The following is a 15,863-nucleotide window of genomic DNA, read 5'->3' on the forward strand; positions in this document are numbered from 1 at the left end:
GTACTTCCGTAAATGCGAACGCGCAGGGTTTGCCTGCGCGTCGGGGTCATAAAGCCGGGCTTGTGGCCTGAGCCTTATTCCATTTCCTTCAGCCAGTCCTTGTTCTTGAACCACTTGTCGTGAATACGATCGTAGGTCCCGTCGTGCTTGATCTGGTGCAGGAAGTTGTTGATGAAGTTGATGCTGTCGTAGTCGCCTTTCTTCAGGCCGAAGGCCAGCGGCTCGTAGGTGAAGGGCTCGTCGAGGAACAGCAGCTTGCCGGCGCCGGCCTTATCCACCGCCACCACGTTGTACGGCGCGTCATAGACAAAGGCGTCGGCCTTGCCGTTGACCACGTCCATGACGGCTTCCTGCTCGTTGTCGTAACCGTGGTACTTGGCTTTGCTGATCAGCTTTTTGGACACCATTTCGCCGGTGGTGCCAAGCTTGGAGGTCAGGCGGTACTTCTCGTTGTTCAGGTCCTTGTACGACTTGATCTCGCCAGCCAGCTCCTTGCGGATCAGCAGGGTCTGGCCAACCACGATGAAGGGTTCGCTGAAGTTCAGACGCAGGTTGCGCTCCTGGGTCAGGGTCATGCCGCTGCCGATCATGTCGAACTTGTCGGTCAGCAGGGCCGGGATGATGCCGTCATAGGCGGTGGACACGGCCTCGAACTTCACGCCCATGGACTTGGCCATGGCCTTGAGGATATCGACTTCGAAGCCGATGATCTCGCCACGCTTGTTGGTCATCTGGAACGGCATGTAAGTCGGGTCCATGCCCACCCGCAGGGTGCCGCGCTTGACCGCGTCATCGATGGCGCCCGCCTGTGCCGCGGTCACGGCGACCAGGGCGGTCACACCGACCAGCAGTCGCGAAAGGTATTTCTTGATCATCACCAAGTCCCCTAGCAAGAAAAGTAGCGAATCTTATTGTGTTGGCACGGCCGTACTGGCCGAAGCGTCGTATCGGAGAGGGATGCTAACGCATGGCGGCCCGTGGACCTAGAGCTGCGGGGGGACTTTGTTGGCCAAAATGAGGGGGCCAGGCCAAAAAGCTTCGCGGGTGAACCCGCTCCTACAAGGGAATGTGTATCCCTGGCAGGAGCGGGTTCACCCGCGAAGAGGCCCGATCAGGCCCCCGTAGGAGCGGGTTCATCGGGGCGCCGAACCGCCGCGAACAGGCCCGATCAGGCGCCGACGAGTGCCGGTTGGCCTGCGTTTTCCGGGTGCAACGGCAACAGCGGCGAATGCGGGTCATTGTTGATCGACGCACGCCACACATCGATCCAGGCCGCATTGTGCTCGGCCCACACCTGCTCGTGCAGGCGGCTCAGTGCCACCGGGTCGCTGAGCAGGGCCAGGCGAGTATTGAGGTCCAGGCCTTTTGGCCCGACTTCAATCGCCTTGGCAACGCGCTCGGCACGCAACGCTTCGATCGGTGCCGCCTGGCCATGACGGGCAGTGGCCATGGCACAGGCCAGGGCATTCTGCCGCGGGTCGACCACGGCCCGCACGAAGCCATCATGCAGGGCATGCCAGCGGTTTTCGTGGGTGTACTGGTCGGTAGCCAGCAGCTCTTGTGGGGTGGCGTATTCCTCTGGGATGAGGAACAGCTTCTCGTCCTTGGCCGCCAAGCCCAGGCGGGTGCGGCTGGAAATCACCGATACCGGGATCGACAGCACCAGCGAACCGACGATAGGCGCCAGCCACCACAGGAAGCTCGGGTTCAACCACGCCACCAGTGCGGCCCAGGCAATGCCCAGCAGCGTCTGCGGGCCATGCCGGCGCACCGCTTCGCCCCACGGCGTGGAGTCGTCGTCACGCTGCGGCGAGTTCCAGGTCGCAGCCCAGCCGAGGAATGCGGCCAGCACGAAGCGGGTGTGGAAGATCATGCGTACCGGTGCCAGCAACATGGAGAACAGCATCTCCATCAGCATCGACAAGGTAACCTTGACTCGCCCACCGAACTCGACGGCGCCCTTGGCCCAGATCAGGATGACGCTGAGCAGCTTGGGCAGGAACAGCAGCACAATGGTGGTGGAGAACAGCGCCACAGCCTTCTCCGGGTGCCACTGCGGCCACAGCGGGTAAAGCTGGTACGGCTCGATGAAATACTGCGGCTCCATCAGCGTGTTGGTCGCCAGCAGCGCGGTCGACAGCACCAGGAACAGGAACCACAGCGGCGCCGACAGGTAAGACATCACCCCGGTGAGGAACACCGCACGGTGAACCGGGTGCATGCCCTTGACCAGGAACAGGCGGAAGTTCATCAGGTTGCCGTGGCACCAGCGGCGGTCGCGCTTGAGCTCGTCGAGCAGGTTTGGCGGCAGTTCCTCATAGCTGCCCGGCAAGTCGTAGGCAATCCATACACCCCAGCCGGCACGGCGCATCAGCGCGGCCTCGACGAAGTCGTGGGAAAGGATGGCACCGGCGAACGCGCCTTTGCCTGGCAACGGTGCCAGGGCGCAGTGCTCGATGAACGGCTTCATGCGGATGATCGCGTTGTGGCCCCAGTAGTGCGACTCACCCAACTGCCAGAAGTGCAGACCGGCAGTGAACAGTGGGCCGTACACGCGGGTAGCGAACTGCTGCATGCGTGCATACAAGGTGTCCATGCCCGAGGCTTTCGGCCCGGTCTGGATGATGCCGGCGTCCGGGTTGGCCTCCATCAGCCGTACCAGGCTGCTCAGGCACTCGCCGCTCATGACGCTGTCGGCGTCGAGCACAACCATGTACTTGTACTCGCCACCCCAGCGACGGCAGAAGTCGTCGAGGTTGCCGCTCTTGCGCTTCACACGGCGCCGACGGCGGCGGTAGAAGATGCGGCCAAAGCCTTTGGTTTCGCGGCACACATCCAGCCAGGCCTGTTGCTCGGCCACGGCAATGTCGGTGTCGTTGGTGTCGCTGAGCACAAAGAAGTCGAACCGGTCGAGGTTGCCGCTGGCGGCCACCGACTCGAACGTTGCGCGCAGGCCGGCGAACACCCGCGGCACGTCTTCGTTGCAGATCGGCATCACCAGCGCGGTACGCGCCTCGGGCGCGATCGGCTCGTTGCCTGCGCTGCTACCGGAAATCTTGTATTTGTCGCGCCCGGTGAGCAGCTCGAGGAAGCCCATCAGCGCGGTCCAGAAGCCCGCCGACACCCAGCAGAACAGGATGCCGAAAAGGATCAGGATGGAAGTTTGCAGGGCGTACGGCCACACCTGCACCACCGTGTCCCACAGCGGCTGGTTGACGATTTCGTCGAAGTCCACGAACGACCAGCCCTGGTACGGCAGGATGCCTTTCATGTACCAGCCAGCGACGATGGTCTGGCCGATCATCAGCGCCAGCAGAATGTAACGGCGGATAGAGCCAACCGTGCGCCAGCGAGCCGGCGGCAGCTCGCGCTTGGGCGGCTGCGGGGCGTTGGGGCGGCCGGTCATGCGTCGCCACATGCGGATCAGCACATTGGTGCGCCATGGCTCGGGCACGACCTTGGTGCGCTTGATCGGCGGAGCGATCTTCAGGCACAGGCGACCGCTGCCGTCGACGCCGAGCATTTCGGCATCTTCCAGCTCGGCGGCGCTGCCCACGGTCAGGCGCGGGCCCACCGAGGCCTGCACGGCCTCGGCAGAGCTGGCGGCCGGGTTGGCCGCCAAGCGTTGGTGTAGCTCACTGAACGAGGTGCAGCTGGCAAGTTCAGCCCGCTGCTCGTCGCTCAGGGGTAGGTGGGCCAGGTACTCGCCAAGCGATTCCGGCCTTGCGCTTGAGTTACTCATCGGCAGGCAACTGATAGCTCCAGGTCTCGGTCAGCACCTTCTCGGTGGTGGCCGGGGCCCCGTTGGTGGGCGCCGCATCGGCGGCAGGTTGTTCGGCCTTGGCGGCTTTCTCGGCCTTGGCTTGCTTGGCTGCTGCCTTGTCCTGCCTGGCATCCTTGGCAGGCTTGGCGGCTTCGACCGGCACATCACGCACCAGCGCGGCACGCATTTCGGTCGGTTTGTTGGCTTCCTTGACCTTCAAACGCAGGGTCAGGCGCCAGCCCTTGGTCTCAGGGTTATAGCGCAGGTTGTTCTCGACCACCTCGGCGTTGTCGCCCACGCTGACCTGGCTACGCACGGCGGTATCCTCCGGCAGGGCGGCAAGCGCCGGGCCGGCGAAGTCGACCAGGAAGGCCACGCTGCCGTCTGGTTGGCGGATCAGGTTGGACTGCTTGACGTCGCCAGTGGAACGCAGGGTCTGCTTGACCCAGCCCAGCTCGGGGGCCTGGAACTTCGGCTCGTCGATGGTCCAGTGCAGGCGGTAGGCGTACTCGAACGGCTTGCCTGGCTCAGGCAGCTTTTCAGGGCTCCAGAAGGCCACGATGTTGTCGTTGGTCTCGTCGGCAGTCGGGATTTCGACCAGGTCGACGGTGCCTTTGCCCCAATCACCCTTCGGCTCGATCCAGGCGCTTGGGCGCTTCTGGTAGTTGTCGTCGAGGTCTTCGTAGTCGCTGAAGGCGCGCTGACGCTGCATCAGACCGAAACCACGCGGGTTCTCGACGCTGAAGTTACTCACAGCCAGGTGTTTCGGGTTGTTCAGCGGGCGCCACAGCCACTCGCCATTGCCCGCGTGAATCGACAGGCCTTCGGAGTCATGCAGGGCCGGACGGTAGTTGAGCACCTTGGACGGCTGGTTGGGGCCGAACAGGTACATGCTGGTCAGCGGCGCAATGCCCAGGCGGCTGACGTGGTCACGCAGGAACACGCGGGACTGCACGTCGACCACGGTGTCGTTGCCCGGACGCAGGGTCAGCTTGTAGGCGCCGGTGGAGCGCGGCGAATCCAGCAGGGCGTAGATCACCAGGTGCTTGTCGGCCGGCTTGGGCTTTTCAACCCAGAACTCGGTGAAGCGCGGGAACTCTTCGCCCGATGGCAGTGCGGTGTCGATGGCCAGGCCACGGGCCGACAGGCCGTACACATGGCCCTTGCCGACTACACGGAAATAGCTGGCGCCAAGCAGGGTCATGATCTCGTCCTGCTTGTCGGCCTTGTTGATCGGGTACAGCACGCGGAAACCGGCGTAACCGAGGTTCTTGGTGGTTTCCGGATCGTGTGGCACGTCACCGAACTCGAAACGGCTCGGGTCGTACTTTATTTCCTCGACCTTGGTGGCGGTGACCTCGTTGATTTTCACCGGGGTGTCGAAGTGCATGCCTTGGTGATAGAACGACAGTTTGAACGGGGTCTTGTCCTTGGCCCACTCGGCCTTTTCCTGCAGGAAATGGATTTTCTGGTAGTCCGCAAACTTCATGTCGCGGAACACGGCCGGCAGGTTGCTTTTTGGCGCGTCGTACTTCTGGCCGGCCAGATCCTTTGCCTTGGCTGCAACATCGTCAAGATTGAATGCCCACAGCTGGCCCGCGCTCATCAGGCCGACCAGAGCCACGCTGGCCATCAGCGCCTTGCGTAGCCGGACGCCGGGGATTCTTGATGCTTTTTGGGGACTAACAATCACGAGCAACCCTCGCCGAAAACAGATCATGAAACCAACGGCCAGCGACAAATGCCGGGTTGGCGAGCACTGTTCGGACCCCGAGAGGGCGTAATGATTCCCCAAACGGATCCAGACAATGCTCGAGTCAGAGTGAAACGGACCTGCGAACGCAGGTCCATGCAGCGCGCGATTATCCAGCAGGTTGCGTGACAACGCATCAGGCTGGAGCAACTATTTATCGTACAAAACCCCTTGTTTTCCTGTGAACAAAGGGTTTTTTGACCTCATATTTGTAACATAAATGTTACGGGGCCATCATTGACCAGGTGCACCTGCATATCCGCACCAAAACGGCCGCTGGCCACGTCGGCGTACTGAGCTTTTGCCTGTTGCAAAAGATAGTCGAACAACTCGGCGCCGAGGGCCGGTGGCGCTGCGGTCGAGAAGCTTGGACGCATGCCATTGCGGGTGTCGGCCGCCAAGGTGAACTGTGACACCAGTAGCAGGCCACCCCCGACATCCTTGAGCGACAGGTTCATCTTGCCCTGCTCGTCACTGAACACCCGGTAATTCAGCAGCTTGTGCAACAGCTTATCGGCCTGTTCACGGGAATCTTCAGGCTCGACCGCGACCAGCACCAGCAACCCTTGGTCGATGGCGCCGACCACCTCCCCCGCCACTTCAACCCGCGCACCGCGCACGCGCTGCAGCAGGCCCCTCATGCTTCTTCCAGAGGCAGGTCGAGCAGGCGCCGGGCCATCTGGTCGGCGGCACGCACCAAGGCATCGGTGATGCCAGGCTCGGAAGCCGCGTGACCGGCGTCACGGATCACTTTCAACTCACTGTTCGGCCAGGCCTGGTGCAACGCCCAGGCGTTGTCCAAGGGGCAGATCACATCGTAGCGACCATGCACGATCACCGCCGGCAGGTGGGCGATTTTGGGCAGATCGCGGATCAGCTGGTCCGGTTCGAGGAAGGCGTTGTTCATGAAGTAGTGGCATTCGATGCGGGCGATCGACAGCGCCCGCTGCGGTTCGGAAAAGCGGTCGACCACCAGCGGGTTGGGGCGCAGGGTGGCGGTACGGCCTTCCCAGGTGGACCACGCCTTGGCGGCGTGCATCTGGGCGATCTGGTCGTTACCGGTCAGGCGTTTGTGGAAGGCCCTGACCAGGTCGCCGCGTTCCTCCGGTGGAATCGGTGCGATGTAGTCCTGCCAGTAGTCGGGGAACAGGCGGCTGGCGCCTTCCTGGTAGAACCACTCGATTTCCTGCGGCCGGCACAGGAAGATGCCGCGCAGGATCAGGCCGTGCACGCGTTCTGGGTGAGCCTGAGCGTAGGCCAGGGCCAGGGTCGAGCCCCAAGAGCCACCAAACAGCACCCACTTGTCTATGCCAAGGTGTTCGCGAATGCGCTCCAGGTCTTCGACCAGGTGCCAGGTGGTGTTGTTCTCCAGGCTCGCATGGGGCGTGGAGCGGCCACAGCCGCGCTGGTCGAAGGTGATGATGCGGTACAGGTTGGGATCAAAGTAGCAGCGGCTCTGGGCGTCGCAGCCAGCACCGGGGCCTCCGTGGATGAACACCACGGGCAGACCTTCCGGCGAGCCGCTTTCGTCGACATAAAGCACATGCGGCGCTTCCACGGCCAGATCGTGCCTGGCGTAGGGTTTGATCTGCGGGTAGAGGGTCTGCATTGCGCACTCCGTGTGAGGATTATTCGGCCGTGGGCCATCATAAACCTGAATTGCGCTTTCAGCACCGTCCTTGCTGACGCGTTCGAACGGCGCGAATTGACCCTTGCGCAGATTTCCGGCAACTGCCTCCCACGGTGCCTGGCGACGCCGATAGCGTCGCCGCCTCCACTCAACGCTTGTAACGCTCGTCGCCCCAGGCCAGCAGCGCTTGCAGTAGCTGCCTCAATACCGCTTGCGTCGGTTGCGCCAAGTCTTCCCGGTAGGCAAATGGCTCGACTTCCTCCATATAGGTGCTTTGCGCCAGCTCCAGTTGCACAGCATGGATATGGTTGGCCGGGTCGCCATAATGCCGGGTGATGTGACCGCCTTTGAACCGACCATTCAGCACGTGGCTGTAACCCTGCACCTTGGCGCACACACCCTGCAGCCGCTCAGCCAGTGCCGGATCGCAACTGGCGCCGTTGAAAGTACCCAGGTTGAAGTCCGGTAACTTGCCGTCGAACAGGTGCGGTATCAGCGAACGGATCGAATGGGCATCCCACAGCAGCGCATAGCCAAACTGCTCACGCAAGCGGTCCAGTTCACGACGAATGGTCGCGTGATAAGGGCGCCAGATCTGCTCCAGATAGCGTCTGCGCTCTTCGCCAGACGGCGCCAGCCCGTCTTTGAAGAGGGGTTCGCCGCCGAACAAGGTCGCTGGGTACAAGCCCGTGGTGGCGCCGACGTACAGCGGCTTGTCGTCGTCCGGGCGGTTCAGGTCGATGACGAAGCGTGAGTACTCTGCAGCCACCACGCTGGCACCCAAGTCACGGGCAAAGTCGTACAACTGCGGGATGTGCCAGTCGGTGTCCGGCAAGCTTTGCGCCTGGTCGACCAGGCCGTCGCGCACGGCGTCGGTCAGACGCAAGCCAGCGTGCGGCATGCTGATCAGCAGCGGCAGGCGACCTTGGTGAAAACTCAATACCTTGTCCATCGTGCCTCGCTCAATTGGAGATTTCGTGGCCCATGCGCACTACGCGCTTGGGCAGGTCGCCACCCAGCCAGTAGGCCAGGTCGGCGGGGCGTTCGATTTGCCAGGCAACGAAGTCGGCCACCTTGCCCACTTGCAGCGAGCCGTGGCTGTCACCCAGGCCCAGCGCCGTGGCGGCGTGCACCGTAACGCCTGCCAGGGCCTCTTCCGGCGTCATGCGGAAGCAGGTGCAGCCCATGTTCAGCATCAACCGCAGCGACAACCCTGGCGAAGTGCCGGGGTTGAGGTCGCTGGCCAGGGCAATCCTTACCCCGTGGCGGCGCAATGCATCCATTGGCGGCAGCTGGGTTTCACGCAGGAAGTAGAACGCACCCGGTAGCAGCACGGCGACCGTGCCGGCGTTTGCCATGGCCACGGCGTCTTCCTCTGTCATGAACTCCAGGTGGTCAGCCGACAGTGCCTGGTAACGCGCGGCCAGGCTTGAGCCGTGCAATGATGACAGCTGTTCGGCATGCAGCTTGACCGGCAGGCCCAGTTCGCGTGCCTTGATGAACAGTCGCTCGACCTGGGCCGGCGAGAACGCGAGGTGTTCGCAGAAGGCATCCACCGCATCTACCAGGCCTTCGGCGGCCAGGGCCGGCAACATTTCATCGCAGATGTGCGCGATGTAGTCATCGGCCCGACCTGCGTACTCCGGGGGCAAAGCGTGCGCCGCCAGGCACGTGGCACGCACCGTCAACGGCAACTCGTCAGCCAGGCGCCGGGCCACTCGCAGCATCTTGCGCTCGTTGGCCAGGTCCAGGCCGTAGCCGGACTTGATCTCGAGGGTGGTCACTCCATCGCGCATCAGTGCCTGAACGCGCTGGCGAGCACTGGCGAACAGTTCGTCTTCGCTGGCTGCCCGGGTAGCCCGCACGGTACTCGCGATACCACCGCCCTGCGCGGCGATTTCGGCATAGCTCACGCCCTGCAGGCGCTGCTCGAACTCGCCGCTGCGGTTGCCACCGAACACCGCATGGGTGTGGCAGTCGATCAGCCCGGGGGTGACCCAGCCCCCCCCCAGGTCAACCGTGCGGTCAGCTTCGACCGGCGCCAGCTCGGCGCGTGGGCCTATCCACTCGATCAACCCGGCGCTGGTGACGATCGCCGCGTCCTCGATGGCCGAGTAACGGCCATCGGCCATGGTTGCAACATGGCAATGCTGCCAGAGGGTTCTCATGCACAATCTCCTTTGCTAGCGGTGCAGCTCGGCCGGCTCCGCTACCGGTTGGCCCTGCCCTGCGCGCGGCTTGCACCACAGCAGGTAGGACGCCACCAGGAACACCACCCAGATCACGCCGACGATCAATGCCGCCTGGGTGTCCGGGAAGTAGCCGAGCACGCCAAAGATGAACACCATGAACGCAATGGCCATGGCCGGGCCGTATGGCCAGAACGGTACCGGAAACTTGAGCTGGGCCACTTCCTCGCGGCTCATGCTGCGGCGCATGGCTACCTGGGTGAGCAGGATCATCAGCCACACCCACACCGTGGCGAAGGTGGCGATCGAGGCAATCAGCAGGAACACATTTTCCGGGATCAGGTAGTTGAGCAATACGCCGATCAGCAGCGCAGCCCCCATCACCACGACGGTCATCCACGGTACGCCATGTTTTGACAACTTGCTGAAACCGCGCGGGGCGTGGCCTTGCTGGGCCAGGCCATACATCATGCGGCCAGCGCCAAAAATGTCGCTGTTGATGGCGGAGATGGCAGCGGAAATCACCACGACGTTCAGCACGGCAGCGGCAGAGCCAATGCCCAGGTTGCTGAAGATCTGCACGAACGGGCTGCCCTGGCTACCGATCTGCGGCCATGGGTACAGGCACATCAGCACGAACAGGGTGAGCACGTAGAACAGCAGGATACGCAGTGGCACCGCGTTGATCGCTTTGGGAATGACGCGCTGCGGGTCTTTTGCCTCGCCGGCGGTGACGCCGATGATCTCGATACCGCCGAAGGCGAACATCACCACGGCAAACGACGCAATCAAGCCCCCCACGCCGTTAGGCATGAAGCCGCCGTGGTCGAACAGGTTGCTCATGCCTACGGCATGCCCGGTACCCACCTGGCTGAAACCGAAGGCCATGATGCCGAGGCCGGCCAGGATCATCGCCACGATGGCGCCGACCTTGAGCAGCGACAGCCAGAATTCCATTTCGCCGAATACCTTGACGTTGCACAGGTTGAGGCCGCCGATCAGGAAAACGATGCCCAGCACCCAGATCCAGCGGGCTACCTCCGGGAACCAGAAACCCATGTAGATACCGAACGCGGTGACGTCGGCGATGGCGACGATGACCATCTCGAAAGCGTAGGTCCAGCCGAGGATGAAGCCGGCCATTGGGCCGAGGTAGGTGGTGGCGTAGTGGCCGAAGGAGCCGGCCACCGGATTGTGCACGGCCATTTCGCCAAGGGCGCGCATGACCATGAACACTGCAGCGCCACCGATCAGGTAGGCCAGCAGCACGGCCGGGCCTGCCATCTGGATGGCCGAGGCAGAGCCGTAGAACAGGCCGGTGCCGATGGCGGAGCCGAGGGCCATGAAACGGATGTGGCGGGCACTTAGCCCGCGCTTGAGACCTTGAGCTTGTTGCATGTCACGTCCTTGAATTGTTTTTGTGGTCGTGAGATTGAGCGGCTGCTGCGCAGCCCCTTCGCGGGCAAGCCCGCCCTACATGGATAGCGTTTGCCTATCGCAGGCTGTGTAGGAACGGGCTTGACCGCGAAGGGCCGCCAAGCGGCCCCAAGGAGCATTACAGGCTTGGCAGCACACCCGCCGGCAGCAAACCGGTCAGACTACCCTTGGCCAACAGGTCCACGGCTTTTTCGATATCCGGCGCGAAGAAACGGTCACGGTCGTAGTGCGGCACCTCGCTGCGCAGCGCCTGGCGCGCCTGCTCCAGCTTGGCCGAAGTCTTCAGGCCTTTGCGCAGGTCCAGGCCCTGGCACGCGCCCAGCCATTCGATGGCCAGCACGCCACGGGTGTTTTCGGCCATTTCCCACAGGCGCTTGCCGGCGGCCGGGGCCATCGACACGTGGTCTTCCTGGTTGGCCGAAGTTGGCAGGCTGTCGACGCTGTGCGGGTGCGACAGGGCTTTGTTTTCGCTGGCCAGGGCGGCAGCGGTGACCTGGGCGATCATGAAGCCGGAGTTGACCCCACCGTTTTCCACCAGGAACGGCGGCAGCTGGGACATGTGCTTGTCCATCATCAGCGAGATGCGGCGCTCGCTGAGCGAGCCGATTTCAGCGATGGCCAGGGCCAGGTTGTCGGCGGCCATGGCCACCGGTTCGGCGTGGAAGTTGCCGCCGGAGATCACATCACCTTCTGCAGCGAACACCAGCGGGTTGTCCGACACGGCGTTGGCTTCGATGCCCAGCACCTCGGCGGCCTGGCGCAGCTGGGTCAGGCAGGCACCCATGACCTGCGGCTGGCAGCGCAGCGAGTACGGGTCCTGGACCTTGTCGCAGTTCTTGTGCGACAGCGACACTTCGCTGGAGTCGCCCAGCAGGTCGCGGAAGCAAGCGGCGGTGTCGATCTGGCCGCGCTGGCCACGCACTTCGTGGATACGCGCATCGAACGGCGAACGCGAGCCCAGCGCAGCTTCGACGCTCAGGCCACCGCAGGCGATGGCAGCGGCATACAGGTCTTCGCCCTGGAACAGGCCACGCAAGGCATAGGCGGTGGAGGCCTGGGTACCATTGAGCAGGGCCAGGCCCTCTTTGGCGGCCAGGGTCAGCGGTTCGAGTCCGGCAATCGCCAAGGCTTCGGTGGCCGGCAGCCACTGGTCCTTGTAGCGGGCCTTGCCTTCGCCCAGCAGCACCAGCGACATATGCGCTAGCGGGGCAAGGTCACCGGATGCGCCGACCGAGCCTTTCAGCGGGATGTGCGGGTAGACTTCGGCGTTGACCAGGGCAATCAGCGCGTCGATGACTTTGCGGCGGATGCCGGAGAAGCCACGGCTGAGGCTGTTGATCTTCAGCACCATGATCAACCGCACCAGGTCGTCATCCAGCGGCGCGCCGATACCGGCGGCGTGGGACAGCACCAGCGAGCGCTGCAGGTTCTCCAGATCATGGCTGGCGATGCGGGTCGAGGCCAGCAGGCCGAAACCGGTGTTGATGCCGTAGGCAGTACGGTCTTCGGCAATGATCTGCTCGACACAGGCGACGCTGGCGTCGATGGCCGGTGCGGCGCTGGCATCCAGTTGCAGGCGCACGGGCGCGGCATGGATCGCGCGCAGCTGGGCCAGGGTCAGGGTGCCAGGCTTGAGGGTGAGTTCGGTCACGTTACTACTCCAAATCGCGTGGAGCCGCAGGCCCGCTTGTGGGTACCTGCGCGCTCCTTCTTGTTGTTCAGTATCACCCCTTGCAGGGTGCGATCCAAAGCGTGGTGATCAGCCGGTGATCATCGGCAGGTCCAGGCCCTGCTCCTTGGCGCAGTCGATGGCGATTTCATAACCGGCATCGGCGTGACGCATGACGCCAGTCCCTGGGTCGTTGGTCAGTACCCGGGCGATGCGCTCGGCGGCCTCATCGGTACCGTCGCAGACGATGACCATGCCCGAGTGCTGCGAGAAGCCCATGCCCACGCCACCGCCATGGTGCAGCGAGACCCAGGTGGCGCCGCCTGCGGTGTTCAGCAGGGCGTTGAGCAGCGGCCAGTCGGAAACAGCGTCCGAACCATCACGCATGGCCTCGGTTTCGCGGTTCGGGCTGGATACCGAGCCGGAGTCGAGGTGGTCACGGCCGATCACCACCGGTGCCGACAGCTCGCCGCTGCGGACCATTTCGTTGAAAGCCAGGCCCAGCTTGGCGCGAAGGCCCAGCCCCACCCAGCAGATACGTGCCGGCAGGCCCTGGAAGCTGATGCGCTCGCGGGCCATGTCCAGCCAGCGGTGCAGGTGGGCGTCGTCGGGGATCAGTTCCTTGACCTTGGCGTCGGTCTTGTAGATGTCCTCGGCTTCACCGGACAGCGCCGCCCAGCGGAACGGGCCGACCCCGCGGCAGAACAGTGGGCGGATGTAGGCCGGGACGAAGCCTGGGAAGTCGAAGGCATTGGCCACGCCCTCCTCCTTGGCCATCTGGCGGATGTTGTTGCCGTAGTCGAAGGTCGGGATGCCCTGCTTCTGGAAGTCCAGCATGGCCTGCACGTGCACGGCCATAGACTGCTTGGCAGCCTTGACCACTGCAGCCGGTTCGGTCTGCGCACGGTCGCGGTACTGTTCCCAGGTCCAGCCGGCAGGCAGGTAGCCGTTCAGTGGGTCGTGGGCGCTGGTCTGGTCGGTGACCATGTCCGGGCGCACGCCACGTTTGACCAGCTCTGGGAGGATTTCGGCGGCGTTGCCGTGCAGGGCGATGGAGATGGCCTTGCCTTCGGCGGTGTACTTGGCGATGCGTGCCAGGGCGTCGTCGAGGTCAGTGGCCTGCTCGTCGACGTAGCGGGTTTCCAGGCGGAAGTCGATACGGCTCTGCTGGCATTCGATGTTCAGCGAGCAAGCCCCGGCCAGGGTCGCGGCCAGTGGCTGGGCGCCGCCCATGCCGCCCAGGCCAGCGGTGAGTACCCACTTGCCCTTCAGGCTGCCGCCGTAGTGCTGGCGACCGGCTTCGACGAAGGTTTCATAGGTGCCCTGGACGATGCCCTGGCTGCCGATGTAGATCCAGCTGCCGGCGGTCATCTGGCCGTACATGGCCAGGCCCTTGGCGTCCAGTTCGTTGAAGTGTTCCCAATTGGCCCAGTGTGGCACCAGGTTGGAGTTGGCGATCAGCACGCGCGGTGCGTTGCTGTGGGTCTTGAACACACCGACCGGCTTGCCCGACTGCACCAGCAGGGTTTCGTCGTCTTCCAGGCGGGTCAGGGTTTCGACGATCTTGTCGTAGCACGCCCAGTTGCGCGCGGCGCGGCCGATACCGCCGTATACCACCAGCTCTTTCGGGTTTTCCGCGACCTGTGGATCGAGGTTGTTCATCAGCATGCGCAGTGGCGCTTCGGTCAGCCAGCTTTTGGCGGTCAGCTTGTTGCCACGTGGGGCACGGATTTCAACGTCACGGTATTTGTTGTTGTCGGTCACGGGAAAGGTCCTCTGCGGTCGTCCGCGGGCGGGTATGTCGTGGTCAATATACAAACACACCTTTACTTGTATGTACAAGCATGGACAACCAAAATAATCGGTCCTTGCCGTTCCTACCTTGACTTTTTTTTTGGGGGGGGGGTAAAGCGAGCGCCGGTCCGGCTTAAGTTCTGCGGCGGTGCGTAGATCGAGCGCCGCCCGCGCGGCGCTCGATCTCACAGGCGCCAAAAATCTACAGCCGAACCTTCAGCGCCCATCAAGTTCGATCAGGCAGCATCGCCCCTGCACAACCAGCCCCAGCAATTCATCATTGCCTTCCAGCCGCAAGCAGTCGAACAACCCCAACCGCTGCGTCTCGCGCCCGGAAATAGTGACTTCGACCAGGCTGCTGGCAGCAAACAACAACACCGTCGACGCCGAGCTGTACACCCGGCTGGTGCCATCCAGCCACTGCAAGCGCGCCCGATATCGCTGCGGTGCATAGATCAGGTTGAAATCGCGGATCGCCCCGCCCAGCAACTTGCAGCTGACCTGGCTCTCGCCGCTGAAGGCAAACGCATCGAACGCCAGCAATGGCCGGCTGGCCAGGCCGTCGACCAGCAGGCGCATGCCGTCGCCCTGCAGCACGGTGATGATCCGCTGGTAGCCGGCGAAGGCGGAAAAGCCGCCCGACTCTTCGATGTCGGCAATCGACAGACGCCAACCAAAACCGTCCAGACCCTCGCCACTGTCGCGGGTAATCTCTTCGGTGAAACCGCCACCGTTCTTCCAAGGCATGCGCGGGTAATCGTGCGCACGCAACAACTGCAGCTGACTCATTTGCTGAAACGTCCTTCCAGGCGATGACGGGAACCGGGGTGGATCAGCCGTGCAGCGGTCACCGGCTGGCGGCCGGACCAGGTGCGACGACGAATCAGCAGGCAAGGCTCGCCCCGGTCGATCTGCAACAGGGTGCATTCTTCCGGCTCAGCCAGGATTGCCTCGACCACGTGCTCGCCCTCCGTCAGCGGCGCCACCTGGGACAGGTAGGCGTAAGGCGTCTGCCGGGTGAAGTCTTGCTTGAGGTAATCGGGCGCAATGGCCGCGTTGACGTAACGGTCTTCGATCTGCACCGGCACGCCGTTCTCGAAATGCACGATCAGCGAATGGAACACTCGCTGACCTTCACGCATGTCCAGGGCCAGCGCCCGTTCGGAGCCGGCCGCTTCTTCGGCAAGCGTGATCACCTGGCAGCTATGCTGGTGGCCACGCGCGGCAATTTCGTCGGCAATGTTGTTGACCTCGAACAGCGCCGAACGGCCCTTGGGCTCGGCCACGAAGGTGCCGACCCCTTGCATGCGCACCAACAGGCCTTCGGCGGTGAGTTCACGCAGGGCGCGGTTGATGGTCATGCGGCTGAAACCCAGCTCGTTGACCAGCTCGCTCTCGGAGGGTACCCGATGATGCGGTGGCCAGCTGCCGTTGTCGATCTGCTGGATGATCATCTGTTTGACCCGGGCGTAGAGCGGCGCCGGGCCCTCGCCCATCTGGGCAACCAGCACGGAGACAGGAGGTGTCGGCACGGCGATGGATCCTTGTGCAAATGAAATGAGCGGTAGCTTGCCGCAGTTTACCCGGCAGGCAAACGCCTGTATATGTATATACAAGTTAACAATAAC

General features: G+C 63.3%; 12 protein-coding genes. All 12 read right to left on the reverse strand.

Features of this window, described 5'->3' with window-relative positions; genetic code table 11:
• Positions 1 to 74 precede the first annotated feature (74 nt).
• Entirely contained in the window at positions 75 to 872 is a 798-nt protein-coding gene (locus FQ668_RS24445; RefSeq protein WP_026031986.1) for a transporter substrate-binding domain-containing protein, read from the reverse strand.
• A gap of 296 nt (positions 873 to 1,168) precedes the next feature.
• Positions 1,169 to 3,742 (reverse strand): glucans biosynthesis glucosyltransferase MdoH, encoded by a 2,574-nt coding sequence (gene mdoH, locus FQ668_RS24450; RefSeq protein WP_019438720.1) that lies wholly within the window; start codon positions 3,740 to 3,742, stop codon positions 1,169 to 1,171.
• Complete coding sequence (locus FQ668_RS24455; protein ID WP_202802797.1) at positions 3,735 to 5,456, reverse strand: glucan biosynthesis protein G; 1,722 nt, start codon at positions 5,454 to 5,456, stop codon at positions 3,735 to 3,737. Before FQ668_RS24455 ends, mdoH begins: the two co-directional genes overlap by 8 nt.
• Positions 5,457 to 5,719: 263 nt before the next feature.
• A complete protein-coding gene (dtd, locus tag FQ668_RS24460) occupies positions 5,720 to 6,157 on the reverse strand; it encodes a D-aminoacyl-tRNA deacylase (protein WP_003249262.1) in 438 nt (145 codons plus the stop codon).
• Positions 6,154 to 7,125: a prolyl aminopeptidase gene (pip, locus tag FQ668_RS24465; protein WP_003249260.1), complete on the reverse strand. Its 972-nt coding sequence runs from the start codon at positions 7,123 to 7,125 to the stop codon at positions 6,154 to 6,156. The genes dtd and pip overlap by 4 nt, the downstream gene beginning before the upstream one ends.
• A gap of 169 nt (positions 7,126 to 7,294) precedes the next feature.
• Positions 7,295 to 8,098, reverse strand: a complete 804-nt coding sequence (hutG, locus tag FQ668_RS24470) for an N-formylglutamate deformylase (RefSeq protein ID WP_014592680.1) — start codon at positions 8,096 to 8,098, stop codon at positions 7,295 to 7,297.
• Positions 8,099 to 8,108: 10 nt separating this feature from the next.
• The gene (hutI, locus tag FQ668_RS24475; RefSeq protein WP_014592681.1) at positions 8,109 to 9,314 is read right to left on the reverse strand and encodes an imidazolonepropionase; all 1,206 of its coding nucleotides are present in this window, start codon (positions 9,312 to 9,314) and stop codon (positions 8,109 to 8,111) included.
• A gap of 15 nt (positions 9,315 to 9,329) precedes the next feature.
• A complete protein-coding gene (locus FQ668_RS24480; protein WP_003249253.1) occupies positions 9,330 to 10,733 on the reverse strand; it encodes an amino acid permease in 1,404 nt (467 codons plus the stop codon).
• 157 nt (positions 10,734 to 10,890) lie between these two features.
• Positions 10,891 to 12,423, reverse strand: a complete 1,533-nt coding sequence (gene hutH / locus FQ668_RS24485) for a histidine ammonia-lyase (protein ID WP_019438722.1) — start codon at positions 12,421 to 12,423, stop codon at positions 10,891 to 10,893.
• A 108-nt stretch (positions 12,424 to 12,531) separates the two neighbouring features.
• Positions 12,532 to 14,205 (reverse strand): urocanate hydratase, encoded by a 1,674-nt coding sequence (gene hutU / locus FQ668_RS24490; protein ID WP_014592682.1) that lies wholly within the window; start codon positions 14,203 to 14,205, stop codon positions 12,532 to 12,534.
• A gap of 246 nt (positions 14,206 to 14,451) precedes the next feature.
• The gene (locus FQ668_RS24495) at positions 14,452 to 15,024 is read right to left on the reverse strand and encodes a HutD family protein (RefSeq protein WP_014592683.1); all 573 of its coding nucleotides are present in this window, start codon (positions 15,022 to 15,024) and stop codon (positions 14,452 to 14,454) included.
• Positions 15,021 to 15,731, reverse strand: a complete 711-nt coding sequence (hutC, locus tag FQ668_RS24500; RefSeq protein WP_172830964.1) for a histidine utilization repressor — start codon at positions 15,729 to 15,731, stop codon at positions 15,021 to 15,023. The genes FQ668_RS24495 and hutC overlap by 4 nt, the downstream gene beginning before the upstream one ends.
• Positions 15,732 to 15,863: the final 132 nt, after the last annotated feature.

Origin of the sequence: Pseudomonas sp. Kh14 (assembly GCF_900291005.1) — a bacterium.
GTDB lineage: Bacteria > Pseudomonadota > Gammaproteobacteria > Pseudomonadales > Pseudomonadaceae > Aquipseudomonas > Aquipseudomonas alloputida.

Bases quoted from the DNA above. Each gene is read 5' to 3' on its own strand.
- mdoH (WP_019438720.1), bottom strand. From the start codon at position 3,742: ATGAGTAACTCAAGCGCAAGGCCGGAATCGCTTGGCGAGTACCTGGCC.
- dtd (WP_003249262.1), bottom strand. From the start codon at position 6,157: ATGAGGGGCCTGCTGCAGCGCGTGCGCGGTGCGCGGGTTGAAGTGGCG.
- pip (WP_003249260.1), bottom strand. From the start codon at position 7,125: ATGCAGACCCTCTACCCGCAGATCAAACCCTACGCCAGGCACGATCTG.
- hutG (WP_014592680.1), bottom strand. From the start codon at position 8,098: ATGGACAAGGTATTGAGTTTTCACCAAGGTCGCCTGCCGCTGCTGATC.
- hutI (WP_014592681.1), bottom strand. From the start codon at position 9,314: ATGAGAACCCTCTGGCAGCATTGCCATGTTGCAACCATGGCCGATGGC.
- FQ668_RS24480 (WP_003249253.1), bottom strand. From the start codon at position 10,733: ATGCAACAAGCTCAAGGTCTCAAGCGCGGGCTAAGTGCCCGCCACATC.
- FQ668_RS24495 (WP_014592683.1), bottom strand. From the start codon at position 15,024: ATGAGTCAGCTGCAGTTGTTGCGTGCGCACGATTACCCGCGCATGCCT.
- hutC (WP_172830964.1), bottom strand. From the start codon at position 15,731: ATGGGCGAGGGCCCGGCGCCGCTCTACGCCCGGGTCAAACAGATGATC.